General features: G+C 62.6%; 21 protein-coding genes. 6 read left to right on the top strand and 15 right to left on the bottom strand.

Annotation, left to right across the window (positions count from 1 at the left end; all coding sequences use genetic code 11):
- Positions 1 to 15: 15 nt before the first annotated feature.
- The 7 genes from B9Z03_RS03015 to B9Z03_RS02985 form a co-directional block, all read right to left on the bottom strand.
- Complete coding sequence (locus B9Z03_RS03015; RefSeq protein WP_085467475.1) at positions 16 to 1,740, bottom strand: branched-chain amino acid ABC transporter ATP-binding protein/permease; 1,725 nt, start codon at positions 1,738 to 1,740, stop codon at positions 16 to 18.
- A 41-nt stretch (positions 1,741 to 1,781) separates the two neighbouring features.
- Positions 1,782 to 2,816: a branched-chain amino acid ABC transporter permease gene (locus B9Z03_RS03010; protein ID WP_085467474.1), complete on the bottom strand. Its 1,035-nt coding sequence runs from the start codon at positions 2,814 to 2,816 to the stop codon at positions 1,782 to 1,784.
- A gap of 87 nt (positions 2,817 to 2,903) precedes the next feature.
- The gene (locus tag B9Z03_RS03005) at positions 2,904 to 4,043 is read right to left on the bottom strand and encodes an ABC transporter substrate-binding protein (RefSeq protein ID WP_085462822.1); all 1,140 of its coding nucleotides are present in this window, start codon (positions 4,041 to 4,043) and stop codon (positions 2,904 to 2,906) included.
- Between the two features lie 42 nt (positions 4,044 to 4,085).
- A complete protein-coding gene (locus B9Z03_RS03000; protein WP_085462821.1) occupies positions 4,086 to 5,924 on the bottom strand; it encodes an acyl-CoA dehydrogenase in 1,839 nt (612 codons plus the stop codon).
- A gap of 11 nt (positions 5,925 to 5,935) precedes the next feature.
- Positions 5,936 to 8,275, bottom strand: coding sequence for a 3-hydroxyacyl-CoA dehydrogenase/enoyl-CoA hydratase family protein (locus tag B9Z03_RS02995; protein ID WP_210191339.1), 2,340 nt, complete (start codon positions 8,273 to 8,275; stop codon positions 5,936 to 5,938).
- A 37-nt stretch (positions 8,276 to 8,312) separates the two neighbouring features.
- Positions 8,313 to 9,494, bottom strand: coding sequence for a beta-ketothiolase BktB (gene bktB / locus B9Z03_RS02990; RefSeq protein WP_085462819.1), 1,182 nt, complete (start codon positions 9,492 to 9,494; stop codon positions 8,313 to 8,315).
- Positions 9,495 to 9,516: 22 nt separating this feature from the next.
- A complete protein-coding gene (locus tag B9Z03_RS02985; protein ID WP_085462818.1) occupies positions 9,517 to 11,331 on the bottom strand; it encodes a feruloyl-CoA synthase in 1,815 nt (604 codons plus the stop codon).
- Positions 11,332 to 11,520: 189 nt separating this feature from the next.
- On the opposite strand from B9Z03_RS02985, the gene B9Z03_RS02980 reads away from it, so the two are divergent.
- Positions 11,521 to 12,024, top strand: coding sequence for a MarR family winged helix-turn-helix transcriptional regulator (locus B9Z03_RS02980; protein WP_176247413.1), 504 nt, complete (start codon positions 11,521 to 11,523; stop codon positions 12,022 to 12,024).
- Positions 12,025 to 12,060: 36 nt separating this feature from the next.
- Here the strand turns inward: B9Z03_RS02980 and B9Z03_RS02975 are convergent, their stop codons facing one another.
- From B9Z03_RS02975 to B9Z03_RS02950, 6 genes are all read right to left on the bottom strand, one after another.
- A complete protein-coding gene (locus B9Z03_RS02975) occupies positions 12,061 to 12,702 on the bottom strand; it encodes a nucleotidyltransferase family protein (protein WP_085462816.1) in 642 nt (213 codons plus the stop codon).
- A gap of 145 nt (positions 12,703 to 12,847) precedes the next feature.
- Positions 12,848 to 13,276 carry a PaaI family thioesterase gene (locus B9Z03_RS30595; RefSeq protein ID WP_176247412.1) on the bottom strand — a complete coding sequence of 143 codons (429 nt, stop codon included), beginning with the start codon at positions 13,274 to 13,276 and terminating at the stop codon, positions 12,848 to 12,850.
- A 64-nt stretch (positions 13,277 to 13,340) separates the two neighbouring features.
- Positions 13,341 to 14,246 carry a polysaccharide deacetylase family protein gene (locus B9Z03_RS02965; RefSeq protein WP_139832147.1) on the bottom strand — a complete coding sequence of 302 codons (906 nt, stop codon included), beginning with the start codon at positions 14,244 to 14,246 and terminating at the stop codon, positions 13,341 to 13,343.
- Complete coding sequence (locus B9Z03_RS02960; protein ID WP_085462814.1) at positions 14,243 to 15,157, bottom strand: polysaccharide deacetylase family protein; 915 nt, start codon at positions 15,155 to 15,157, stop codon at positions 14,243 to 14,245. The genes B9Z03_RS02965 and B9Z03_RS02960 overlap by 4 nt, the downstream gene beginning before the upstream one ends.
- Positions 15,154 to 16,392 carry an amidase family protein gene (locus tag B9Z03_RS02955; RefSeq protein WP_085462813.1) on the bottom strand — a complete coding sequence of 413 codons (1,239 nt, stop codon included), beginning with the start codon at positions 16,390 to 16,392 and terminating at the stop codon, positions 15,154 to 15,156. Before B9Z03_RS02955 ends, B9Z03_RS02960 begins: the two co-directional genes overlap by 4 nt.
- 12 nt (positions 16,393 to 16,404) lie before the next feature.
- Positions 16,405 to 16,827, bottom strand: a complete 423-nt coding sequence (locus tag B9Z03_RS02950) for an organic hydroperoxide resistance protein (RefSeq protein ID WP_085462812.1) — start codon at positions 16,825 to 16,827, stop codon at positions 16,405 to 16,407.
- Between the two features lie 181 nt (positions 16,828 to 17,008).
- On the opposite strand from B9Z03_RS02950, the gene B9Z03_RS02945 reads away from it, so the two are divergent.
- From B9Z03_RS02945 to B9Z03_RS02925, 5 genes are read left to right on the top strand one after another with little or no spacing between them, the layout of a single operon-like run.
- Entirely contained in the window at positions 17,009 to 17,665 is a 657-nt protein-coding gene (locus B9Z03_RS02945; protein WP_176247411.1) for an SDR family NAD(P)-dependent oxidoreductase, read from the top strand.
- 2 nt (positions 17,666 to 17,667) lie between these two features.
- Complete coding sequence (locus B9Z03_RS02940) at positions 17,668 to 19,668, top strand: oxidoreductase (protein ID WP_085462810.1); 2,001 nt, start codon at positions 17,668 to 17,670, stop codon at positions 19,666 to 19,668.
- Between the two features lie 38 nt (positions 19,669 to 19,706).
- On the top strand, positions 19,707 to 20,531 hold the full coding sequence (locus B9Z03_RS02935; RefSeq protein ID WP_244561640.1) for a citryl-CoA lyase: 825 nt from the start codon (positions 19,707 to 19,709) through the stop codon (positions 20,529 to 20,531).
- Complete coding sequence (locus tag B9Z03_RS02930; RefSeq protein WP_085462808.1) at positions 20,528 to 21,712, top strand: CaiB/BaiF CoA transferase family protein; 1,185 nt, start codon at positions 20,528 to 20,530, stop codon at positions 21,710 to 21,712. Before B9Z03_RS02935 ends, B9Z03_RS02930 begins: the two co-directional genes overlap by 4 nt.
- Positions 21,713 to 21,714: 2 nt before the next feature.
- On the top strand, positions 21,715 to 24,276 hold the full coding sequence (locus B9Z03_RS02925) for an aconitate hydratase (RefSeq protein WP_085462807.1): 2,562 nt from the start codon (positions 21,715 to 21,717) through the stop codon (positions 24,274 to 24,276).
- A 45-nt stretch (positions 24,277 to 24,321) separates the two neighbouring features.
- On the opposite strand, the gene B9Z03_RS02920 is transcribed toward B9Z03_RS02925, so the two are convergent.
- Positions 24,322 to 25,005 (bottom strand): IclR family transcriptional regulator, encoded by a 684-nt coding sequence (locus tag B9Z03_RS02920; RefSeq protein WP_085462806.1) that lies wholly within the window; start codon positions 25,003 to 25,005, stop codon positions 24,322 to 24,324.
- A gap of 36 nt (positions 25,006 to 25,041) precedes the next feature.
- Complete coding sequence (locus tag B9Z03_RS02915) at positions 25,042 to 25,710, bottom strand: amino acid ABC transporter permease (RefSeq protein WP_244561639.1); 669 nt, start codon at positions 25,708 to 25,710, stop codon at positions 25,042 to 25,044.
- Positions 25,711 to 25,713: the final 3 nt, after the last annotated feature.

The raw sequence follows: 25,713 nt of genomic DNA, 5'->3' as shown, positions 1-25,713 counted from the left end.
TTGCGGAAAACTGAGTCACAGGACACCTCCGAGATAGGCTTCCTGCACGGCCGGATTGTTCTGGATCTCGACCGGGGCTCCTTCTGCGAGTTTGGTGCCGAAATCGAGCACGACGATCCTGTCGGTGAGCCCCATCACGAACTCCATGTCGTGCTCCACCAGAAGAATGCTCATGCCTTCCGCGCGCAGGCCTTGCAGAAGCCGGGCAAGCTTCTCCTTCTCGAAGCGGCGCAGTCCGGCGGCAGGCTCGTCGAGAAGCAGCAGTTTCGGCGAAAGGCAGAGCGCGCGCGCAATCTCCACCAGCCTCGACGAGCCTAGCGACAGGTTGCCGGCGAGTTGGTGCATCTCGTCGCCGAGACCGATGCGATCGAGGTTCCTGGCCGCTTCCTGGAAGATCGCTTGCTCCTCTGTCCTGTTGGCACGGAGCAATCCGGCGACGAAGCCGGCTCCGGTTCGCAGATGGGCGCCGATCGCCACGTTCTCAAGAACCGTCATGTCCGGGACGAGCTTCACGTGCTGGAAAGTGCGAGCGACCCCGAGCGACGAGATCAGGCGCGGCGGCAACCTGTCGATCCGCTTGCCTTCTAAGCGGATTTCCCCGCGGGTAGGCTGGGCGACGCCGGTGACGAGGTTGAACGTCGTGCTCTTGCCGGCGCCGTTAGGACCAAGCAGGCCGAGTATTTCCCCCGACCGGACCTCGAAGGTAATGTTGTTCACGGCAACGAGGCCGCCGAAGGTCTTCGTCGCACCATCGACATCGAGGAGTACCTCCGCGGCCGGTGCGCGGTCGGTGGCCGGAAGAGCTGCAGTTGTGGAAGCTACCTGCCTGCGCACCGAGGGGACAAATCGCGCGATATAGGGCCACAATCCGTCGCGGGCGAATTGCAGCCCCAGGACCAAAAGCGCTCCGAAGACGATCATCTCGAAGTTCCCGCCGGCGCCGAAAAGACGCGGCAGAATGTTCTGCAACTGATCCTTCAGGATAACGACGACACCCGCACCGAGCAATGCGCCGTACAGGTGCCCGGCCCCACCGACAACGGCCATGAGCAGGTATTCGATGCCGGCATTCAGCCCGAACGCCGTGGGCGTCACGCCACGCTGGATGTGAGCGAACAGCCAGCCCGACAGACCGGCAAGGACGGCCGCGTAGACGAAGACGGCGAGTTTGGTGCGCGCCACGTTGATGCCGAATGCCTCGGCCGCCGTGGTTCCTTTCCGCAGCGCCCGCATCGCGCGACCCGTTCGGGAGTCGAGCAGGTTCCGCGTAAGGACCAGAGCGAGCAGGACGGCCACGAAAACCACGGGATATATCTGGTGGGCGCTGTAGAGCGGAACTCCTGCCACCGAAAGGGGCGGGATGCCCGAGATCCCGTTGAACCCGCCAAGGGATTGCATGTTGCCGAAAAGATAGAAGAAGGCCATTCCCCAGGCGATCGTGCCGAGCGGGAGATAGTGCCCTGAGAGCCTTACCGTGACGAGACCTATGGCTACGGCCGCAAGCATAGTGAAGAGCAGCGCGACAGGCAGGCTCACCCATGGTGACAAGCCGTAGGTGGTCGTCAGGATGGCCGTGGTGTACGCACCGAAGCCGACGAACGCCGCCTGGCCGAAAGACGTCATGCCGCCGACGCCCGTCAGCACGACCAGGCCGATCGCGACGAGACTGGCGAGGCCGATAAAGTTGAGGAGGGTGACCCAGAACGGCGGGAATCCCGGAATATAGGGAACTGCAAGCATGACGAGCGCGAAGAGCAGCGGAAGGCCCCTTGTCAGCACGATCAGTCCTCCTCGACATGTGTGCTGCGCAGCGAAAGCCACAGCAGAATGGGAATGATAAGGCTGAAGACAATGACTTCCTTGAAGGCACTCGCCCAGAACGCGGCGAAAGCCTCGGACAGGCCGATGAAGAGCGCGGCCACCACCGCGAGCGGATAGCTGGCGAAGCCCCCGACGATGGCGGCGATGAAGCCCTTGAGCCCGATCAGGAAGCCGCTGTCGTAGTAGAGCGTGGTCATCGGGGAAATCAGCACGCCGGATACCGCGCCGATGAATGTCGCCATGGCGAAAGCGAGTTGACCGGAGCTGTAGGGCGAGATGCCGACAAGACGCGCGCCGCGTCCGTTGACGGCTGAAGCACGTAATGCCTTGCCCGCCAAGGTTCGCCCGAAGAAGAGATAGAGGGCGGCGAGGATTGCGACCGTGGTCAGAAGCATCAACACGCTCTGCCCGGTGATGAACAGTGGTCCTACCGTGAAGTTGGTGGCGACGAGCGACGTGGTCCGGTAACCCTCGGCACCGAAGAAGACGAGGCCGAGCCCGGTCAGCAGCCAATGCACGCCGACCGACGCGATGAGAAGCACCAGGATGGATGCGTCGGAGAGCGGACGGAAGCAGATGCGGTAAATATAGGACCCCATGGGCACTATGATGGCCAGCGTCAGCAAGATTGCGCCGACGCCCGTGAGCCGTAGCGGCGCAAGGAGCACCGCCATCGCGACGAGGGCGGCCGGCAGGATGAAATCCAATGCGACGATAGTCGTCAGCCGACGTCGATTCAGGCGATGCCGCTCGCGAACCATCTCGATCAGCCCCGCAACGATGCCCATTGCCAGCAGCAGCCAGACGGAGCCCGGCGTCTCTCCACGCTCGAGCGCGGCGAGCGTCAGCCCGCCATAGGCAACGAAATCACCCTGCGGGATGAAGATGATGCGCGTGACCGTGAACAGGAGCACGAAGGCGACGGAAAGCAGAGCATAGATCGCTCCGTTGATCGTGCCGTCCTGCAACAGAAACAGGGTGATAGTCGTGTCCATCGCGTAGATGCGTCCGTGTGCCGTTGGCCAGAAGGAGGCGTCTGCGGCCACCCGGCCGCAGCGCGCCATTCGCGCGACCTGGGAGGGTCAGTCGAGCGGCACGTATCTGAAGTCGCCGTTCTCGACGGTCACCAGCACGCGGCTGCGCTCGTCGTGGCCGAAGTGATCGTCCGGGCTCGTCGAATAGACGCCGTTAACCGAGACGACTTCATTGAGATTTTCCAGGCCGTCGCGCAGTCCCGCCCGGAACTCCGGAGTGCCGGGAGCGCCCTTTTCCAGAGCCCCCGGGATGGCCGCCGCCACTAGTTGCCCGGCGTCGTACATCATTCCGCCGAAGGCCGAGATCGATCCTTCGCCGTGTGCGGCCTCGTACTGCTCGGTGTATGCGACACCGATTTCCTTCGACGGATGATCGTCGGGAAGCTGGCGCGCGACGACGACTGGACCGACCGGCAGGAACGTCCCCTCGACCGCCGCGCCGCCCACGCGAATGAAGTCGCGCGTCGCCGAGCCATGCGTCTGGTACATGGTCCCTTTGTATCCGCGCTCGGAGAGAGTCGTCGCCGGCAGCGCCGACGGCGTCCCTGAGCCGACGATGATGACCGCGTCAGGCTGCGCGCTGAGGAGCCTGAGAACCTGTCCGGTTACGCTGGTGTCGCTGCGTGCGAACCTTTCGACAGGCTCCAGCGCAATGCCAGCTTCGGCGAGCATGGGCGTGATCGTCGTCAACCAATCCTCGCCATAGGCATCGGCATAGCCGATGAAGCCGAGTTTCTTCACGCCCTCGCCCTTCATGTGCGCGATCAGCGCGCTGGCCATCTGCTCGTTCTTCTGGACGGACCGGAAGGTCCACTTCTCCACTTCGGCCGGCACGTTGACCGGGGCGAGGGCGATGATCGGGATACCGGTTTCGGCCGCGACGCTGGCGGCCGCGGCGGAAGTGGGCGCCGTCGAGGAGCCGATGATCACGTCAGCCTTTTCGTCCTCGACGCATTTGCGGGCATTGCGGGTCGCTCCGGTCGGGTCGGTCGCATCGTCGTAGACGACGTAGCGGATGGCCGTGTCTCCAACCGATTTCGGCAGAAAGGCAACGGTGTTCTGCTCGGGAATGCCGAGCGAGGCGGCCGGCCCGGTCGCCGAGACAATGACGCAGACGTTGACATCGGCGAAGGCGGGCAAAGGTGCGGCGATAGCGAGCAGCGGCAGTATGGCAGAAAGGCGTTTCATGAGTTCTCCTCCAGTTTGAACGTCAGTCCCTTTCCTCGTTCCTCAGGCAGTGGCGCCCTGGCGTGCTTGAGGCGAGGTCACTACGGAAGGCGGACCACCGCCCTCCGGTACTCCAAGCAATTCGCGGATATCGGCGAACAGATCCTGGCGAGCCGTGGCCACCCGGGCCAGGCAGCCAGCCTCTGGCAGGATGCGTTCCGCGAAGAATCGGAAACTCAACATGAGCTGCCGGCGCACGGCATCCTTGGAGCTGGGCGCGTTGCAGGCTCTCGCCAGAGAGGTGCCGCCGGCGACGAGGGCAAAGAGCCGCAGGTAGGATGCGGCGCCCGCGAGCGCATCAAGCGGCTTCTGCCTGGCGACATCGAGAAGGTGCTCGGTCGCGCGCGCCAGAGCATGGCAGGCTTCCTTGAGGATCTCGCCGCTGGTCGCGATCTCGCGGTCCGGTGACGCGGCCGTCTCGGCAGCAGTCGCCACGAACCGTGCGATGAGCTCCCTTACGCCGGTGCCGTCACCGGCAGGCAGCTTCCGCGCCACCAAATCGATCGCCTGGATGCCGTTCGTGCCTTCATAGATCGTCGCGATGCGGGCATCGCGCAGAAGCTGTGAAACACCGGTCTCCTCCACATAGCCCGCCCCACCATGAATCTGGATCGCAAGCGAAGCGGCCTCCACCCCCAGATCGGTACAGAAGGCTTTGGCCACCGGCGTGAGAAGGTCCGCTTCCGATCGGGCGGCGGCGCGCGCCTCGACCGAGGAAGCGTGACGCGCGCGATCGAGCGCGTCGGCGGTGGCAAGCGCGATCAGGCGGGCGGCGCTCGTCTGGGCGCGGATCGTCATCAGCATGCGCTGGATATCGGGATGAGCGAGGATCGGAGCCGGCCCCGGCGAGCGGCCGAGAGGATCGCGTCCCTGCCGGCGTTCCCGTGCGAAGGACAACGATGATTGGAACGCGCGTTCGGCGACCGCGATGCCCTGCATCGCCACCGCCAGCCTTGCGCGGTTCATCATCGTGAACATGGCCGCAAGGCCCTTGTTCGGCACCCCGACGAGCCATCCCGTCGCACCCTGCCTCTCTCCGAACACCATGGGGCAGGTCGGCGATCCGTGCTGGCCGAGCTTCTTCTCAAGTCCCGAGCAGGCAACTTCGTTGACCGCGCCAATCCCACCCTGTCCGTCTGGAAGCATCTTGGGAACGAGAAACAGTGAGATCCCGGCGCTGCCGGCTGGCGCATCAGGCAGGCGCGCCAGCACCAGATGGACGATGTTGTCGGTCAGGTCGTGATCGCCGTAGGAGATGAATATCTTGGTGCCGAAGAGACGGTAGCTGCCGTCGGACGCCGGCTCGGCGCGCGTGCGTATGCCGCTCAGATCGGAGCCTGCCTGCGGCTCCGTCAGCGCCATGGTCGCCGTCCACTCACCCGATACGAGCTTGGGCAGATAGGTCTGCCTGAGCGCTTCGGTCCCGTGCGCCTCGATCGTCTCCGCCGCCCCCATGGTCAGCAGCGTTCCCATGGCGAATGCCATCGAGCCGGAATGCCAGAACTCGAGGCATGCCGCGCCGAGCGAAAGCGGCAGCTCCTGCCCACCCCACTTCGCCGGCAGCGTCAGCCCCATCCAGCCGGCCTCTACGAACGCACGATATGCCTCGCGATGCCCTTTTGCCGTGAGCACCGCTCCGTTCTCGATCCGACAGCCTTCCCGATCGAGAACGGCGTCGAGAGGCAGCAATACATTGCTCGCGAACTTTCCGGCCTCTTCAAGTATGGCCGCCGCGAGGTCGCCGTCGAAGCCGGCGAACGCGCCGGCTCGCGCCAGCGCGAGTGCGGACGTGCATTCGGTCAGGCAGAACGCGACATCTTCGGTTGGCGCGATATAGGTCACAGCCGCCGGCCTCAGTTCAGGAGTGGCTTGTTGGTTGCACGCATGTGCTCCAGACGCTCCAGCGTCGTTGGCCGTCGGGCGAGCTCGAGCATCGAGGACAGTTCGAGGCGCATGAGATCCAGCTCGGAAAGAACGGCGGGATTCGCGACGCCGCCCGCGACTACGCGGGCAAGTTCGCGGGCCACTCCGGCGTCGGTCTCGGTGAAGCCGCCAGCGGCGACCTGCCCGGCAATTCGCTCTTCGAGCCTCCGGGTAGCCGCAGCGCCGTCGACCGCTATTTCGGCCCGGTTCGGGGCGGCGTAGTCGACCGCAAGCTCGATGGCCCTGGCCTTCGCCACGGCGAGCAGACGATCACGGTTCATAACGATCCTGTCGGAAGCCCGCAGGAATCCTGCATCGACGGCCGAGAGGGCGGAGCTGGTAACCTCGCCGCCGGCGATGAGGTCGAACGCTTTCACGGCAGCAGTCGGCGCATCGGCCGAGCGCTCCTGCGCCCGCAGCAGGACCTGCGTCACGCCGCCCCAGCCGGGAATGATCCCGACCTTGCGCTCCGGCAGCCCGGCATAGAGTTCGGCATGCGCGACAACCTCGTCGGCATGCATCATCAGCTCGCAGCCGCCCCCGAGCGCCAGTCCGCCCGCAGCGGCAACAACGGGGAACTGCGCGTATTTCAGTCCCAGCCAGGCCGCCTGTCCGCGAGCAACGAAACTCTCGAGACCGGCCCAGTCTCCCGCCTTCACCAGGGCGATGAACACGTCGAGCTTCGCGCCGGCCGAAAACGCACGCTTATTGTCCGAACCGATGACGAGCGCCTGGAAATCAGCCGAAACACGGTTGAGCGCCTGCTCGACCTGCTCCACGACGGCCATGTCGCAGGCGTTCATCTTCGTGTGGATCTCGAGGCCAGCGACCCCGTCGCCTAGGTTCCACAGCGAGGCGGATTCGTTGCCATCAACGCGCCCGCCGGACTTCTTCACGCTTGCAAGCGCAAGAACCCCTTCAGGGTGTTCAGCGCGGCGGAGCACGCCATCGGTACCCAGAACAGACTCCTCTTCCGGATAGAAGCCGCCGAGTTCGGCGGCGCGGCGCAGGAGAGGCGGGACTTGCCGCTGTTCCGCTTGGAGGCGGTCGATGATCCAGGCCGGGCCGACGCGGTCCGCAAGCTGGAAGGGACCTTCGGACCAGTTGTACCCGAGCCGCATCGTCAGATCGATGGCGGCGACGTCGTCGCCGATTTCGGGCGCGATAGCTGCGACGTAGCCGATCAGATGGGAAAACACCGACCATGCATACCGACCGCCGCGATCATCCGCCGCGCAGAGACTGCGCAGATCGGACGCCGAAAGGCTTTCGAGCTCAGGTTTCCGGCGCGGCCGGTATTCCCCGGTTCGTAGGTCGATCGCCTCGTCGACCCGGCCGCCGTCCTGGGCCTTGCGCCGATAGAAGCCGCCCGGACCGAACCGCCCGACAAGACCGCGGCGAAGCATGTCCGCGAAGAACGGGTCTGCCGTGATGTCGTGATCGCGATGCGCGTCCTCCGGAGCGAGCGTGCGCATGAAGCTGCCCCAGACGAGTGGCACCAGATTGATGCCGACATAGTCGAAGAGACCGAAGACCCCGGTGCGCGGTATGCCGAATGGCGTGCTCATCACCGCATCGGCTTCCTCGACGGTGAGGCCGAGGCGCATGGCTTCGAGGGCCGCGACCGACATCCAGTAATTACCGACGCGATTGGCGATGAAGCCAGGCGTGTCCCGGCATAGAACCGTGCTTTTCCCCAGCACCCGGTCGCCGATCGCAGTGATCCGCTCCAGAACGTCTCGTCGGGTTGCCGGGCTCGCCACAAGCTCCAGCAACTGCATGTGCCGGGGAGGATTGAAGAAATGCGTGATGACGAAATCGCCCTTGAAGCGCGGCGAAGCTCCCTCGATCAACTGGCCCAGCGGTATGGTGGAGGTGTTCGACGAGACAATCGAGCCGGCACGCCGCGCCTCGTCTACCCGCCGGTACAGCGCCTTCTTGATTTCCAGATCCTCGAACACGGCCTCGATGATCCAGTCGGCCTCGACAATCCTGCCCAGATCGTCCTCGACATTGCCGACCTCGATGAGTGCGGCGCGCTCGGGATGCATGAAACCGCCAGCCTTGATCTGCCGTTCGACGGCAGCTTTGGCGAGTGTGTCGCGGTCGCTTGCTCCATCCGGGACGATGTCGAGTAGGAGGACGGGCACGCCGGCATTGGCCAGATGTGCGGCAATCCCGGAACCCATAGAGCCGGCGCCAATTACTGCGGCGCGCGAGATCAGGGCATTCTGCCCGGCGTCTTCCTTCTCGTCGCTATTTGTGGGCAAATCAGCCACTCGCACTGCACTGGCCATCCTGGATCCCTCAGTTCAAGCTCTCGATGGCGAGCGCGATGCCCTGGCCGCCGCCGATGCACATCGTGACCACGCCATAGCGTCCGCCGATGCGGCGAAGCTCATGCAGCGCTTTGATGGTGAGGATCGCTCCGGTCGCTCCGAGCGGATGGCCGAGCGCGACCGCGCCGCCATTGGGATTGACCTTGTCGGTCGGCAGTCCAAGCCCGTCGTTGACGGCGATGGCCTGTGCTGCGAACGCCTCGTTCGACTCGAACACGTCAATGTCGGCGATCTTCAGACCGGCGCGCTCGAGCGCGATCGGGACCGCCTTCACCGGGCCGATGCCCATGATCTCCGGCGGAACGCCGGCGATACCCCACGAAAGCAGCCTGCCGAGCGGCTTGAGGTTACGGCGGGCAACTTCGTCCTCGTGGGCCAGGACCAAGGCCGCGCCGCCGTCGTTGATGCCCGAGGCATTGCCGGGCGTCACCGTCCCGTTCTTGCGAAAGGCCGGCCTCAGCTTCGTCAGTTCGTCGAGGTTGGTTTGGCGCGGATGCTCGTCCGTATCGAAGACCACGGCACCCTTGCGCGTCTTCACTTCGACCGGAACGATCTGATCCTTGAACCTGCCTTCCACGATCGCCGCTGCGGCGCGTCGCTGGCTTTCCAGCGCAAAGGCGTCCTGGCGCTCGCGCGTGATCTGGAACTTCTCAGCGACATTCTCCGCCGTGTCCCCCATCCCGCCGTGACCGAATGGATCGGCAAGCGTGTTGGTCAGCCAGTCATAGACCTGGCCGTTGCCCATGCGCTTGCCGTAGCGCATCCCGTCGATCGAATAGGGCGACCGGCTCATGGCTTCGGCGCCGCCGGCAATGGCAATTCGCGACTCGCCGAGCCTGATCATCTGCGCGGCGGTGACGATCGCCTGCGCGCCAGACCCGCAAAGCCGGTTGAGCGTCAGGCCCTGGGTTTCTACCGGCAAGCCGGACTCGATCGCGATCGTGCGGCCGAGGAACAGATCGGCAGCTTCCGTCGGGATGACCGTGCCGAAGACCGAATTGTCGACGTCCTCTGCGTGAAGCCCGGCGCGCTCGATGGCGGCCTTGGCCGCAACGGTGCCGAGCTGTGTCGGCGAGAAGTCCTTAAGGGTGCCGCCGAAGCCGCCGATGGCGGTGCGCGCACCGGACACGAGGAAGATATCTCCGCTCACTGTCTGTACCTTTCTGTTTGAACTAGATCGAGCTGTGGCGATCCGGAATGATCACGTCGGGATGCGTTGGCTCGGCGTAGAGACGCTCCACCAGGTCCGCGCGCTCGCGCAGCACGGCGCGCTGGTTGAGATAGCCCTTGTCCGTCATTTCGCCGGCCTCGAGCGACGGCGGCGTCGACACCAGCAAAGCGCGTCCGATGCGCGTCGAGGACCCCTTCCCATCTCCGACCTTGCCGAGCGTCCTCGTAATCGCTTTTCGGATCTCCGAATTCGCAACAAGCTCCTCCGAAGATGCGTTAGGCAAACCGGCGGTCTCGCGGCAGGCGGCGAAATTGGGGAAGATCAGAAGACCGATCTCGTCACGGTCGTGTCCCGCGATTGCAGCCTCCTGCACCAGCGGCGCGCACGCCTCCAACACCGCAAGGCGCAACCCTCCAACCTGAACCCAAGTGCCGGTGACCAGCTTGAAATTTTCCGCTGTCCGGCCATCGAACAGGATTCCCTTGGCGGGGTCTCCGTCCTCGAACAGCTTTCCGGCATCGCCGATCCGGTAGAAGCCGGCGGCGTCAAAGGCCTGCGCCGTCAGCTCCGGGCTGCGCCAGTAGCCGGGCGTGACCATCGGCCCCCTTACGCGCAGCTCGAGCTTGTCCTCGTTCGGAACAAGCTTGACCTCGGCGCCCGGCACCGGAACGCCAAGATTGCCCGCCTGCGTGTTGTCCGGCGGGGAAAGTGTGACCACGGGCGCGGTCTCCGTCGCCCCCCAGCTGACATGGATGCGCAAGTCGGGCCTGCCGTAGCGGGCGGCGAGATCGTGCAACCGTGTCCAGAGATCGGCAGGCAAGGCAGCGCCAGCTGTGAAAATGGTCCGCAGCCGGCTGAAATAGGCCTTGGCAAAATCCTCGTCCCGCTCAAGCGCGTCGATCAGTTCGCCATAGCCTCTTGGGACACCGAAATGGACGGACGGGCGCGCCTCGACGAGATTGCGTATGGTCGCATCGAACTGCCCCGGAACAGGCCGTCCCTCATCGATGACGAGCGTGCCGGCATTGCGCAGCGCGCAGTTGAAAACCAGAGTACCGCCAAAGATGTGGTTCCACGGCAGCCAATCGACGATCACCGGTGGCTCGTCGTCCAGGAAGCGCCACAGCTGTGCCATGGCATCCTGGTTGGAGCACATCATGCCGTGCGTGACGATCACGCCCTTCGGCGTTCCCGTCGAGCCGGAGGTGAAGAGCACTTTGGCGATGGTATCGCTGGTGACCGAGGCTTCGTCCACCTGTTCCGGCGCGGCCTCTAAAAGCTTCGTCCAGATGCGGTCCGACGAATCCGATCGCGGATTCGCCGATACGATGACCGGCACATTCAGTTCGTCGGCTAGCGCGAGCGCATTCGCGAATGTTGCGCCATTCTCGGCAAAGACGAGGCCGGGCGTCAGGATTGCCAGGATTTCCCGCAGCCGGGTCAAATCGGAAAACTGGGAATATGCGACCGAAATCGGCGCAACCGGGATCCCCGCGACCATCGCACCGAGCGACAGGAGCGCATGGTCGATGCTGTTGCCCGACAGGATTGCAAGCGGGCGATCCGCCGACAGGCCGCACTCCGTCAGGAAGGAAGCGATGCGCTTCGCTCCGGCAAGCGCCTGCTCATAGGAGAGGGTCCGCCATCCTCCGTCAATGCGCTGTTTCAGGAAGGCCGTGTCCGGCGCACGTTCGGCGCTGCGGGCCAGCATTTCGCCGAGGGTATGGAACCGGGTGACCGCACTCGGCCCTTTCAGTACAAGTTCTGAAAGTTGCGTTTCGTCGGCACTTTGGTGCGAAGCTGCTGAAAATCCCATGATTTCCTCCCTTGCACTCCACTGAACCGGCAGTGTCAGTTCAGCAATGCAAGTGATAGGTAACGCTATTACCGATTAATGACAAGACTTTTTTGTGCCGGGCTGGCATATCAAGCGATCGGGGAATCGGCAGCGGGATGGGACAGCCAGTTCGGAAGAACTGAGGTCATAGGAGATAAAGGAAGCTTGATGAACGAACAGGTGCAACGAACGGATCGACTCGTGTCGGTGACCACCGATGAAGGACAGCCGCCGGAGTCGGGGCTTGATCTCACCTATCTCGAGAGCACGATCGGCTACGCCATCAGGCGGGCGCAGATGGCGGTGTTCCAGGACATCTACCGGACATTTGCAGAGTTGAACGTTACGACCGTGCAGTTCTCGGTGCTAGCGGTGGTGGCAGACAATCCTGGAGCAAATCAGGCCGATCTCGCTTCGGCCCTCGGTGTCGAACGCCCGCGGATGGTTCCCATCATTGATTCGCTCGAAAAGCGGGGACTCGCAAAGAGGGTTGCGTCGGTAAAAGATCGGCGGCATCGGCAGATTTTCCTGACCGATCAGGGTCGCGTCCTGTTGGAGGAACTCAAGCGTCGCTTTGCCGAGCATCAGCAGAGGATGCTCCAGCGTCTTGGCACTGATCATGCCCAGACTATGCTCGGCCAGCTTTGGCTGTTGGCCAAGCCAAATTCTTGAGCTGTGCCACATACCTGCTGCGGGTAGGTTTTCCAACTAGTCGAATCGCCCTCCGGCCGCCGCCAGCGTCTCCGGGGTATCGACGTCGAAATTCGCCGCTGGGCCAAGCTCGACCTCGTGGATGGGGAGCCCCGAGACCTCGAGCACACGACGTGCGCCAGTATCGCCATCGAGCGAAAGGACGGCCTCAAAGAGGCTGCGCGGGATGATGACCGGATTCCGGCGCCGTCCCTGTGCGGTGGCCCATGCGATTCCATGGCCGCCCATCGCGAGGAAGCAGTCGATCATGGCCGCGAGCTGGTCGGTGGTGATCGTGGGCATATCAGCAAGATGCACGAGCAGTCCGATGCTGCCGTCGGGCACTGCCTGGATCGCGGCCTTTATGGACGACGACAGGCCTGTATCGAAGGCGGGGTTGCGGATCGTCTCCACCTCCAGACCGGCAGCGGCAGCCTCGATCGCCTCCGCCATATGGCCTGTCACAAGGAAGACCGGCCTCCGGCCTGTGGCGAGCGCGCGCTCCGCCGCCAGACGCACGAGCGGCTTTCCTTTGAAACGGGCCAGGAGCTTGTTGAGCGCGCCCATCCGGGTGGACCGGCCCGCTGCCAGGACGGCAATCGCTATCGCAGGATTCCCGGTGGTGGCGGGGCGGCGAGCGCGTGGCTTCGAGGCATCCATTGTAACGGTTTTCCCGGACGGCGTCTGCGGATCGGCCACGCATAGCCGGCTTCGATCAGCGGGTAGAATCGCTACTCTCAACCCGAATGATACATTTCACGACCCCAATCCGCACCATTTTGTCGGGCAAGAATGGCGTTGAGTTCTACAGGCGATGTGTTTCCGCCTGCCGGGAAGGTGAGCTTGCGCTCAACCGCCACACTCCCTGCGCTTGCGTGACGGGATCGTTATCGCACCAGACCGTACCCTCGAGGAAGGCGACGCGTTTGGTTAACTTGAGAATTCGCGGCCGCACAGTCGCGAAGGAGCCTATCTGCAAAGGCGTGAGGAACTGATGGGACAAGCTGATCGTGGCTGTACGAGTGGCCCCCGATGCCCTCCGAGCTGCGATTGCGAATGAGCGATCAACAAATGTCATCAGCATTCCCCCATGCACCACACCATTGCGATTGGAGTGCCTCTCTTCTGCGAGGAACGCAAACTCCCTTTCATTCCCGCGGTCACGCCACCAAATCCCCCCAAGAAGAGCGAGAAACCCTTCCGACGGATCATGTGTCCAACTGTCATCAATCATGTAAGGAAATCGAGAGTGGAGGGTGGAGGAATTTTGGTGCCAGTCGCCTGGCAGCGAAGAATGATCACCGCCGACAGGCGGCCACCAACTGATCCGTCGACCAGAAGGCTGCACGCCTCCGCGATGCGACGTCACGCAGGAACGAAGCAAGAGCGGCGATCCGATGCGGAACACCGACGATCCAGGGGTGCAGGACGAGCGGATAGACGATTGGACGGCGCTCCGACGAATCGAGCAGCCAGTCAATCCCGCGCAACTGTGCCAAGAAGAAATCTTCCGCCGTTTGCTTTGAAATCTCGATATTGTGCAAGTCGGAAGTCGTATGGGGCATTGAGACGGCCCACAGGCTTTGCCCGCCAGCATCCAGCATGTAGGGACGTTCATCGTTGTTCAGGTCGCCGCAATAGCTGAATCCGTTTCGCGCGAGGAGGGACAGGGTCGACGCCGATTGAGCGTTGTACGGGCTACGCCAGCCGGCGACCTCCCGGCCGAAGAACGCTTCCAGCTCGGTCTTCACCACCGCGATGATCCCGGCTTCCTCCTCTTCCGTCAGATGAGAACCGTGCAGGCCGACCGCGTGCCGTCCTCCCGCAACGATGCCGTGAGGCGAGGCGGCGAGCCGCTTGCGCATGTCCGGAAGATGCGGCAAGGCGTCGGCCTCAACGACGAAGGTGGCGGCAGCTTCCGCCTCGTCGAACGCGTCGAGCACGCGCCGCAGTCCGTCATGCAGCCCAACCTCGCGCTGCGTGGCGGTGCCGATGTCTGGCCAAGGCCGCGCCAGCATACCCGGAACGGCGAATGGCGGCTTCGCGTCGATATGAAACCTCTGGAGCACCACGATAGGTGTGACGACCAGTTCCTTCCCGTCCGGCAGCACGAAAGGTGCAGGCTCGTTCGCGCCACGAAAACCGAAGATCGTGTGGTCGTATCCGGTCCCGGCCACCCGGACCCTTCCCTGTCTGTCGCTCACGATTGCGTCGCTCCCTGCCTGCTGCCAGCCGTCGTTGCGCGGAAATGGCGCGCGATGTCGCCAGCGGTTGCAATCCACACGTCGTCCCGCTGCCGGACGTAGGCCATCATCTCTTCCAATACCCAGACATATTGCGGCTGGCCAATGATGTAAGGGTGCAGGGGCAAGCCCACCACGCGGCCGGACTGTTCGCCTTCCAGGCAAAGCCGGTCCAGATGGTTTCTGAAACGCCGAAGATAGAATTCGCCGGCCAGGCCTTGAGCGGTCAGGGCGTGAAAGTCGTTAATCTCGACCTGATAGGGAACGCTGACCATCTCCCCATAGCGGGGCGAAAGCCTGTAGGGCTCGTCACGATCGAAGAGATCGAGCGTATACGAGATACCGAGCTCAGTCAGGATGTCGAACGTATGCTCGGTGTAGGTCAACGCTGGCGCCAGGAAGCCTTCAACCGGCCGGCCGCCGAACTCGGCGATTTCCGCGCAGGCATTCTTGATCAGCGCCTTCTCGTCTTCCCGGCTGCGTCCGAACAGGTAGCGGGTGTTGTAGTCGCCATGGCACAGCAGCTCCCAACCGCGCTCCACGAACAAGTCCACCACATGCGGGAAATGCCGGCACATAGCCGAGTTCAGTGAGACCGAGCCAACGATGCCGTATCGGTCGAATATGTCGATGCAGCGCCATACGCCGACCCGATTGCCGTAGTCGCGCGCCGTCACGTTCAGGATATCGGGCGCTGGCCGCGGCCAGGCCGCCCGCACCGGGTTCGAGGGCGGGGAGATCTCGTAGAACTCGACATTCGGCGCAACCCAGAACGCCACGCGCGCGCCGTTCGGCCAGCGGATGGTAGGGCGGTCGCTTACCGGCCAAGGCGCGACCGGCCAAGTCAACCGGGAAGAATCCATCGACGTCATTCGATCTCCATCTGTCTTTCAAGAGCTTCCATACCGATGGCGAGCGAGCCCAGCCATGCGTCGTTTCCTGGAAGGCAAGTCAGCATCACGGCGGTCGGGGGCTTCCCCTGTCGCCGGGCGACCGGCATCACCGCAATCGGCCCACCCATCACCGTCCATGAGATGATGAGGCCGGCGTCGCCAGTGCTGGCGTGCCCTTCCGGCGCCACATCCGCCGCAGGCGGAAGCAACAGCGCATCGACGTTGCTCGCATGAGCCTGAAGCCTGCTGCGCGCGTCGCGGAGCCTGTCTCGGGCGGCGTCGCATTCGGCGTAAGACAAGACCCGACCTGTCTCAATGGCAAGTCGGAAGTTTGGGCCGAGTCTGTCGCCCCGCTCCAGGAGCGCACCGTGATGGAGAGCGGCAGACCTGAACATGAGAGCGCGATGATCCGCCCTCAGCGCCCGGTGATCGACCGCGGTGTCGATCTCGACCAAGATCGCTCCTGCAGAAGCCAGCATGCCGGCGACATGATCGAGCGCGCCCTGTACTACCGGCGACACGGCCCGGAACAGCGGGTCCGACAGAACGCCGATTCGCAGGCCCTCGATGCGCACCGTGGGTAATGGAATGTCCTCCAGGCTTGCGCAGACCTGCCACGCGCGAATGGCGAGCGCCATGTCGCGGGCCATCATACCCACCGTGTCAAACTCCGGCGCAAGAGGCGCTACGCCGTTCAGCGGCAGGCCGCCCGTCGACGGCTTGAACCCGGGTACCCCGCAATAGGCGGCCGGCCGGCACACAGATCCGACCGTTTGCGTCCCAAGGGCAAGCTCGACCATTCCTGCGGCCACGGCCGCGGCCGACCCGCTGCTGGAGCCGCCAGGCGTGTGACCCGGCGCGCTTGGATTGTCGGTGTCGGTTGGATCGGTATAGGCGAATTCGGTCGTCTTTAGTTTTCCGAGCAGCGTGGCGCCCGCATCCCGCAGCCGGCGTACGACAGTCGCGTCTACACGAGAGGGCCCGGCCTCGGCGAACAGGGCGGAGCCGAAGCGGGTGGGAAAGCCCATAACGTCGATAACGTCCTTGACGCCAACCACGACGCCATCAAGGAGCCCAGGCCGCCGGCCAGATACCGCAGCTTGCGCGCGGGCGTTATCGCTGTCGTACTCCACGAAGGCGCGGACCTGCGGCTCACATGCTGCTATGCGTGCAAGCGATGCTTCCAGGCGGGCCTGCGGGCTATTCCGGGACACGTCAGACCTTCGTCAGTTTAGTATCTCGATTTCAACGTCGATGTTGCCTCGCGTCGCATTGGAATAGGGGCAATTGCGATGTGCCATCTCGACCAACTTCTCAACTGTTTCCCGGTCGATCCCCGGCAATTGAACCTTAAGGCGGACTCCGACACCGAACCCCCCTCCCTGCCGGGGGCCGAAATCGACCTCCGCGGCAACAACGATGTCGGAAAGCTCGATCTTCTGCGCCTTGGCGATGGCGTCGATCGTTCCGCCGAAACAGGCGGAATAGCCACACGCGAACAACTGCTCGGGATTGGTGCCGGCATGCTCGCCACCCATTTCCACCGGCTTGTCCAACTTGAGGTCAAGGAGCCCATCATTGGTCCGGCTGCGCCCGGTGCGCCCGCCGGTGCTCTCCGCGTAGGCTGTATAGATCGTTTTCGTCAGCATTGTGCATTCCTTCGTTTCTCATTAAACAGAACACCGTTCTGATCTCGATAGCAAGTGAAAAATTCTGTCGGCTCAGACTTGACATCGCGGCTGATTCAGAGCTTATTTTTGCAACGATGTTCTATTCAACAGAACATTCTGTAATCCATGCCGGGGCAGATCGGCAGGCTGGAAGGTGGTCGTGAAAACAGCTTTTATAACGGGGTCAGAAGGTGGGATCGGCTCCGCCTGTGCGGCACTTTTTCGCGATCAGGGTTGGCGAATCATCGGCTTCGATCGCTCTAGGAACCAAGATGCGTCGCGACCTGACGATATAGCTGCCGCGCTTGCAGGCATTGAGCGGCTCGATGCGGTGATCCACGCCGCCGGATCAGTGGGCGTCGGTGGAATAGAAGACCATTCGCTGGAGCAATGGCATGCTGTCATGGACTCCAATCTGACGTCGGCCTTTGTGGTTTGCCGCGAGACCGAGCGGCTGCTCGGCCAAGACAGTGCGGTCGTCCTCTTCAGCTCGGTCAATGGTCGGCACGGCGGCAATAGGCTTTCCGGAGTGGCCTATGCCACGGCAAAGGCCGGGATACTGGGCCTGGTTCGACATCTCGCGAAGGATAAGGGCGCGCGCGGTATCCGCTACAATGCCGTTGCTCCCGGACCCGTATCGACGCCCATGCTCGACCGCCTCGAAGACAGCGTAAAGGACGAGCTGCGTGCAACCATGCCGTTGAACAGGCTTATTGCCGCTGAGGAGATCGCGGGAACGGTTGCCTTCCTGTGCTCTCCGGCTGCGGGTTCGATCACCGGGGCGACGATCGACATCGGCGGAATCTGGATGGGTTGACCATGGTCGCGCAAACCAAAGCTTTCGGCGATTCCGCTTACCCCAGCGTCTTTCGCCCCTTTCGCATCGGCAAGGTGGAGGTAAAAAATCGCATCTTCGTGCCTGCCCACACCACGAACTTCGCGACTGATTTTCTACCCGATGAAAAGCACATCCATTATCATCGCGAACGGGCGCGGGGCGGCGTCGGCCTAATCATTGTCGAGCCATTGCGCGTGCACCGCACCAGCCTCGGCAGGTCGGGAGGTTTGACCGGAGCCGATCGCGAGGCGCTTCCGGGCCTTCAGCGAATTACCCAAACGATTAAGTCCGAAGGCGTGCCCGTCTTCGTCCAGCTCACGCATGCCGGACGACACAGCGAGAATGCCGTCGACCGATCGGCGCCGTGGGGGCCAGACGACACACCCTGGACGACCAGCGGGCAAATACCACACCCAATGACCCGCGCCGAAATCGACGAGGTAGTGCAGTCCTATCGCAACGCGGCAGAACTCGCGATTGAGGCCGGCTTCGATGGAATGGAGATTCATTTCGGCCATGGCCATCTGCTGCACCAGTTCCTTTCGCCGGCGACCAACCAGCGCGCTGACGAGTTCGGTGGCGGCTTGGAAAATCGCATGCGATTTCCGCTGCGGGTTCTGCGCGCAGTTGTCGATCAGATCGGCGGTCGGGTCGCCTTCGGGGTTCGAGTTAGCGTCGACGAGTTGCTTTGCGGCGGGCTCGATGCGGAACAATCCCTCGACATCATCCACCGCACGGCGCAAGAGCGCGGCATCAACTTCTTCAATGCATCCGTCGCGTCCTATAACTGGCCAAGCATCGGCTATCATGTCCCCGACATGAGCGCGCCGCGCCATCCCTATCTCGATACGACACTGAGGATGCGCGAGCTCATCGGCGACATTCCTCTTCTGACGGCTGCACGATACACCTCCTTGTCGGATGCGGAGGACGCGCTCTCGACAGGCAAGATCGACATGGTCGGCATGATGCGGGCGCATATCGCTGATCCGCAGATTATCGCCAAGACGCAGGCCGGTCGCGAAGCGGACATCCGCCCGTGCATTGCGTCGAATTTCTGCATTGAGCAACTGGCGACAAACCAGCCGATTACGTGCATGATGAATCCCCGCGTAGGCCGAGAGGGGTATTGGCTCGAAGGCCGTCCTAACGATGTCGCTCCTTTGCGGCTGCTTGTCGTCGGCGGCGGTCCTGCCGGGCTCGAAGCTGCCCGCGTGGCGTCTGAGTTGGGACATCGCGTCTGGCTATGGGAAGCCACGGGCAGCCTGGGCGGAAAGCTCAATGTGGCCGGGGCTGGCGCCGGGCGGAGCGACCTCCATAGGATGCGCGACTTCCTGATCGAACAGGCGGCGAAGGCGGGCGTCAGTGTTGTCCTTGGCAAACGCGCCGACGTCAACGAGATTCGTGCCTTCGCGCCGGATCGCGTCCTGCTCGCCAACGGTGCTACAAACGAAACGACGGTCCGCCGTGGTTTCGAGGCGGGGATTTCCGTCGACGACGCTCTTACCGCACCGAGGGATTCGTGGCACGGCGCACGGGTGGCCATCTGGGATGAGACCGGAAGTTGGGGCGCTCTGTCGACGGCAGAAACCCTTGCCGGCGCCGGTGCTGAAGTCTCGTTCTTCAGTCAGCCCGACTCGCCACTCTGGGACATCAACATCTACAGCCGCATGACCGCGCTGGAGCGTCTTCGCGCCAGCAGGGTGTTGGTGCGGACGCGAGTCAAGCTCTTGGGACTTGATAATGGCTCGCTGATCCTGGCGGAGACCTCGCTAGGGAAGGAGGAACGGTGCGGCCCGTTTGACAAGCTGGTGCTTGCCATGCGCGGACAGGCGCAAACCTTGTTTATGAACGAACTGCAAGCGCAGGCCTTGGTTGTCAGCTCGATCGGAGATGCGCATGCGCCGCGTTCTCTTTTGCAGGCCGTTTTTGAAGGGCATCGAGCCGCTCGCGCCCTCGTGACAGGCACCGGCCGCCAGTAATGGGGCCTCATAATAACTCTGGCAGAGGGGCACCTCCCGTGGCCGACGAAGTGACGTCCTGGTGGCAGACAGAGATTATAGACATTCATCCCAACATTATTCGCATCCGTGGATATGCGATTGAGGACCTGATCGGCAATGTTGGCTTCGTCGATCAGATCTGGTTGATGCTTCGCGGCGAAAGGCCATCACGCGTTCAGGCGAGGCTACTCGAGGCGGCGCTGGTAGCAGCCGTCGATCACGGCCCACAGGCTCCGTCCATCGCCACGGCGCGCATGGCGATGACCTGCGGGGTGGGTCTCAACAACGCCGTAGCTTCTGGCGTCAATCTTCTGGGCTCCATTCACGGTGGGGCCGGCGAGCAGGCGCTGGAGTTCTATGAAGGCATTCGCGCGGCGATGGCGTCAGGAGTCTCCATCGACTCGGCCGTCGCCGAAGCCGTGGACGCTCGCCTTGCAGTAAAGCGGCCCATCGAGGGCTTCGGCCATCGTTTTCACCGCAAAGTCGACCCGCGGACGCCCCGCCTTTTGAAGCTCCTGGACGAGGCGCGGGCGCAAGGCGCGATCGGCGGCGACTACTGTGCCATCGGCCGCACGGTCGAGAAGCGTCTTCTCGCGGTAAAGCGCAGACCGCTGCCAATGAACATCGACGGCATCACCGCCTGTCTCTACGGCGAGCTTGGCTTCCCGCCACCGCTCGCGCGCGGGCTTTTCATACTCTCGCGCTCTGTAGGTATCCTTGCCCACGCGTGGGAACAGAGCCGGCAGGGCGGGCGGATCAAAGGACCGCTGCCGCCCTCAAGCCCCTACGCGTACACCGGGCACGGACCCCGAAAGCTGACGGGACCACGAGAAGAAGCATGACAGATACCTTGCCGCTCGCGGGCATCCGCATCCTCGATTTCGGCCACACAGTCATGGGGCCGGTGACAGGAATGATCCTTGCCGATCTTGGTGCCGAAGTGATCAAGATCGAGCCGATCGACGGTGAGCCCACACGTCGGCTGAAGGGCTTTGGGGCCGGCTATTTTGGCTATTTCAATCGCAATAAGAAATCTGTGGTTCTCGACCTCAAATCGCCAGACGGCCGGGAGGCGGCTCTGCGTCTCGTGGACACGGCCGACGTGGTCATCGAGAACTTCGGACCGGGGACGATGGAGCGACTGGGTCTCGGGGAAACGACGCTGCGCGCCCGGAACCCACGGCTCGTGTTCGCTTCTTTGAAAGGCTTCATGCCGGGACCGTACGAGACGAGGCTGGCCCTCGATGAGGTGGTTCAGATGATGAGCGGCCTTGCCTACATGACCGGCTTGCCCGGAAAGCCACTCAGGGCAGGCACCTCGGTGGTTGATATCGCGGGTGGGATGTTCGCGGTGATCGGCATCCTTGTGGCACTGATGGAACGACGCACCAGCAATAGCGGCGCACTGGTGCGAACGGCCCTCTTTGAAACCTGCGTGTTCCTGATGGGTCAGCATCTCTGCGTGGCCGCCCAGAGCAGCGAGCCTGTGCCTCCCATGCCCGTGCGCGTTTCAGCATGGAGCGTCTACGAGGTCTTTGATCTCGCCCATGGCGACCAGCTTTTCGTCGGCATCACCTCGGATATTCATTGGCGGCGGTTCTGCGACAAAGCGGGCTTGGCCGATCTCGCCGCTGATCCGGAGCTGGCGACGAATAACCAGCGCATCGCCCAACGCGACCGCCTCATCCCCATGCTTAAACAATTCTTCGAGGGTATTTCGAAGGACGAGGGCATTGCACTGTGCGAGGCAGCCCGTATTCCCTTCGCGCCTATTCAGCAACCTGAAGACCTATTTGACGACCCCCACCTCAAGGCGACCGGCGGTCTTGGAAAGCTGTCGCTTCCCGACGGAACCACGGCGGAACTGCCACGCCTACCGATGACCGTCGGCGGAAGGACGTTCTCCCGTTTTGACGATCCGCCCGCAGCCGGCGCGCATTCAGCTGCACTGCTCGCGGAGATCGGCTATTCATCGGAGGAAATACGGGCGCTGACCGGCTCGGTTCGTGTGGTGCCGGCTTAGTGATGTCGACACCCTTCCCAGTCTATATCAAGGCGTGCGAGCATGGTCGATATGTCGATCTTGCCGCCGTTGCTAAACGCCATGCTAAACTAACCTGCGCACCGCGAGTCCACCTGATAGTCGTCGAAAACCTGATTCGCCACGCTGTCATATCCGGCAGAGACCGAGCAGCGCTGGATGTGGCGATCCGCGACCTGCTGGAAGGCACGGGCAGCCATCCGTTTCACCCGTATCGCGTGCTGCTTCAGGATGCGTCCGGCGTGCCGGCTCTTCTGGATATCGCCGCCCTGCGTGATGCTGCCCTTCGAGTTGGCCGAGATCCCGAAACAATCACGCCGGTGTGCCCGGTCGATCTGGTGGTCGATCATTCGATCCGGGCGGAAAAGACGGGCCACGGATCGGACAGGTACAACCTCACCATCGAATATGAGGAGAATGCCGAGCGTTTTGGTTTCCTTCGTTGGGCCGAGGGCGCTTTCGACCGTCTTTCGGTTTTTCCGCCTGGCAACGGCATAGTGCATCAGATCAATCTGGAACGCCTCACTTCCGGTGTCGTTGCCCAGAACGGCTGGATATTTCCCGAAACCCTAGTCGGTGCGGACAGCCATACACCGATGGCGAACGGGCTCGGCGTCTTGGGCTGGGGGGTCGGTGGCATAGAAGCTACTGCAGTGATGCTGGGGCATCCGGTCGATCTCCTTCTTCCTCCGGTCGTCGGCCTGGAACTGCGCGGAAAACCCCGCCCCGGCCTGATGACGATGGATATTGCCCTTGCGCTCGCGAAGCGATTGCGCGACTTCGGGGTCGTGGGTTCCTGCCTCGAGGTCTTCGGTTCGGGATTGGAGCACCTTTCGGTCGAAGAACGCGCCACGATTGCTAACATGACACCCGAATATGGGTCGACTGCGACGTTGTTTCCGCTGGACGACATGGCACTTCGTTATCTGGCAGCCACAGGGCGATCAGAAGCGGCCGCCCTGGCGGGCTGGTTCCTTTCGAGGATGCCGCTACTGGACAAGGCCAATGACGTCAATCGACGCTACGCGCGAACCTTGTCGATCGATCTTGGTGCCATCATGCCTGCGGTTGCCGGACCGAGCTTGCCTCATCAGTGCAACCCCATCAGCAATGGGTTTTCCACCACTCGGGGTGAACAAAGCGACATACTGAGCGATGGCGACGTCGTCATGGCGGCTATCACTAGTTGTACCAATACATCCAATCCACGCGCCATGATCGCCGCGGGACTTCTTGCGCGCAATGCCGTGGAAAGCGGACTCAGCGTTTCCCCGCGTATAAAAACCTCGCTGTCGCCGGGCTCGCGCATGGTTAGCGCCTATTTGCGCCGACTTGACCTTCTTTCGCCGCTCGAAAAGCTTGGTTTCGCGATTTCTGGTTTCGGTTGCATGACATGCGTGGGCAATTCTGGCGAGCTGCCCGACAATGTGGCCAAGGAGATTCGCACGAGAAAGGTCAATGTCGCGGCAATCCTGTCGGGCAACCGTAATTTTCAGGGACGGATACATCCGCTGATCCGCTCATCATATCTGGCGTCCCCGCCCCTCGTGATCGCGTACGCGCTTGCTGGACGGATGGATATAGACCTCGGCAGTGAGCCGCTCGCGACTGGTTCTCACGGTCCAGTGCGGCTGGCGGACATTTGGCCCTCGGATTCGGAGATCGAAGACGCGCTCAAGCAGGCAGCCGCTTCGCTCTCCAAACCGTCAGCGCCGGTGCGTGAGGAATGGGACGCGCTTCCGGCAGCCACAGGCGCGTGTTTTCCGTGGCCATCCGAAAGTAACTATCTCGTCGAACCTCGCTTCTCGTCGTCCGAAAACAGGGGCGCAGTGCTCGAAGGCGCACGTGCGCTTCTCCTGCTAGGCGACAATGTGACGACCGACCACATATCCCCAGTCGGGCGCATCGCGGCCGATAGCCCGGCAGGGCGGATGTTGACACATCTCGGCATTCCGGAATCCCGGTTCAACACCTACGGCGCTCGGCGCGGCAACGCGCCGCTGATGCGGCTGGGTACGTTCGCCAACCCGAACGTACCCAATCGTCTAGCTGGCGACAGACCGGGAAACTGGACGCGCCACCATCCCTCCGGTGCTTTCATGCCCATACCGGATGCCGCCAGCCTTTACGCGGCCGACGAAACGCCGCTCATAATCGTTGCGGGTAAGCAGTACGGAATCGGCTCGGCCCGCGACTGGGCAGCAAAGGGAACCCGCGAGCTTGGCATCGCGGCGGTGCTGGCAGAAAGCTTTGAACGTATTCACCGTGCCAATCTCGCTCTGGTTGGCGTACTGCCACTTCAGTGGGATCGACCGATAGAGTTGGCGGGCGACGAGATCTTCCACATAGAGACGGCGGCATCGGACCTGTTTCCCGGCATGCCGCTCCAACTGCGGATCGAAACCCCGAGTGGGAGCAAAACCGTCAGCGTGATATGCCGTCTGGATACTTTAAATGAGGTTGCGCTTTGGCGAGGTGGCGGCTTCCTTGCCCAAGCGCTCGCGCGTGATCCGGCAGAGGTGGTGCGTGGGCGCGCGGGCCTGTGACCGACACCCAAGCCCGACGTCCCGGGTACTCTGGTGAAGAAGCGGCTATCGGCGAAGCGCCCTGTGAAGAAACTGGCATTCGACCTCTACGAGCTTACGCACGTCATCGAGACGTGTTTCGTCCAGACGCGAGATTGGTCCCGACACCTGGATCGCCCCTATCAATTTGCCATGTTCGTAAACGGGTCCCGCAACCGCTGCGAGATCGGGATCGCGCTCACCAAGCGAATGATGAACCGCGATCTCACCGTCATTGACGCGTGTCAGAACATGTGCCGCTGCACCTTTGTCGAGCGGCAGCAAGTCTCCAACTCGGATGTGATCGCGAACAGTTCTAGGTGAATCCTCTCTCAATAGAGCGAGGCGGAAGTCCCCACGCGCCACATAAAAGGTTGAACTCTCGCCGGTCTCCGCGACCAGACGACGAAGACTTGCGGAAATAACGTCGTAGCTAGTGGTAGCTGAAGATGCGATGCCGCCCAGGCGTATCAATTCGTGCCCCAAAACATAGTCGCCATCCTCTTGGCGAAGAAGATAGCCAAAAGATTCCAGCGATTGCGTTAGGCGAAGAATGGTGCTCTTGTAGAGTTGCGTCCGCCTGCTCAGCTCAGCGAGCGATAGATTCTTGTCACCTGTGCGAAATGCCGACAATATCGTCAAGGCCCGACTGGCTGCTGCTACACCAGGCAATTCGGCAGTTTGGGCATCGGTGTTTTTTTTCCTCGGCATGGTACCTCGAACGCTTCTAATTCTTATGAAATATAATTACTGCGTGAGCTTCTTGTTTTGAAGATATGTTATGAATCTAACAAGGGGCCAGAGCAGAAGTAGATAGAGCAGGGCAGCAGCGACCAGCGGCGATGTATTATACATATTCCCCTGGGCCACGCGAGCCATGCGCAGCAGTTCGGGCAGGGTCACGACACTGGCCAGAGACGTGTTCTTTATCGTCTCGAGTATGTTGCTCAACAGGTCCGGCATCACATTGCGGATCGCCTGCGGCAGCGTCACGTACCACAATGTCTGCATCCGCGTCAGGCCCGTCGCGCGCGCCGCCTCTATCTGCCCTTTCGACACGCTTTCGATGCCGGTTCTCACCACCTCCGAGAAATAGGCTGATATGTTGAGGACCATTGCAAGGCAGACAGCGCTGAACGGAGCCAGGTCCACACCGAAGAACGGCATGCCGTAATAGATGAATATCAGCAGGACAAGCGGCGGAAAGGCACGAAAGAAGTCGATATAGACGATCAGCAGCGCATTGACCGCCCGGTTGCTCATCGACTGCACCGAAGCCAGGATCGCGCCGCAGATGACGCCACCCGGGACGACCACGGCTGACACCAGCAGGGTCATCTGAAGACCCTGCCACAGAAGCGGCCAGGCGCGCTGCATCATGGCGAGGTTGAAGAACTGGCCGAGAAACGTGTCCACTGC

Source organism: Mesorhizobium australicum, assembly GCF_900177325.1.
GTDB lineage: Bacteria > Pseudomonadota > Alphaproteobacteria > Rhizobiales > Rhizobiaceae > Mesorhizobium_A > Mesorhizobium_A australicum_A.
The sequence above is the reverse complement of the archived record's forward strand: the minus strand, read 5'-3'. Positions and strand labels throughout refer to the sequence as shown.

Coding starts and splice junctions, on each gene's coding strand:
- B9Z03_RS02975 (WP_085462816.1), bottom strand. CDS start 12,702: ATGGATGCCTCGAAGCCACGCGCTCGCCGCCCCGCCACCACCGGGAAT.
- B9Z03_RS03015 (WP_085467475.1), bottom strand. CDS start 1,740: ATGCTTGCAGTTCCCTATATTCCGGGATTCCCGCCGTTCTGGGTCACC.
- B9Z03_RS02920 (WP_085462806.1), bottom strand. CDS start 25,005: ATGCCGAGGAAAAAAAACACCGATGCCCAAACTGCCGAATTGCCTGGT.
- B9Z03_RS02950 (WP_085462812.1), bottom strand. CDS start 16,827: ATGCTGACGAAAACGATCTATACAGCCTACGCGGAGAGCACCGGCGGG.
- B9Z03_RS30595 (WP_176247412.1), bottom strand. CDS start 13,276: ATGATTGATGACAGTTGGACACATGATCCGTCGGAAGGGTTTCTCGCT.
- B9Z03_RS02925 (WP_085462807.1), top strand. CDS start 21,715: ATGTCGACACCCTTCCCAGTCTATATCAAGGCGTGCGAGCATGGTCGA.
- B9Z03_RS02980 (WP_176247413.1), top strand. CDS start 11,521: ATGAACGAACAGGTGCAACGAACGGATCGACTCGTGTCGGTGACCACC.
- B9Z03_RS02930 (WP_085462808.1), top strand. CDS start 20,528: ATGACAGATACCTTGCCGCTCGCGGGCATCCGCATCCTCGATTTCGGC.
- B9Z03_RS02960 (WP_085462814.1), bottom strand. CDS start 15,157: ATGACGTCGATGGATTCTTCCCGGTTGACTTGGCCGGTCGCGCCTTGG.
- B9Z03_RS02985 (WP_085462818.1), bottom strand. CDS start 11,331: ATGGGATTTTCAGCAGCTTCGCACCAAAGTGCCGACGAAACGCAACTT.
- B9Z03_RS03005 (WP_085462822.1), bottom strand. CDS start 4,043: ATGAAACGCCTTTCTGCCATACTGCCGCTGCTCGCTATCGCCGCACCT.
- B9Z03_RS03010 (WP_085467474.1), bottom strand. CDS start 2,816: ATGGACACGACTATCACCCTGTTTCTGTTGCAGGACGGCACGATCAAC.
- B9Z03_RS02940 (WP_085462810.1), top strand. CDS start 17,668: ATGGTCGCGCAAACCAAAGCTTTCGGCGATTCCGCTTACCCCAGCGTC.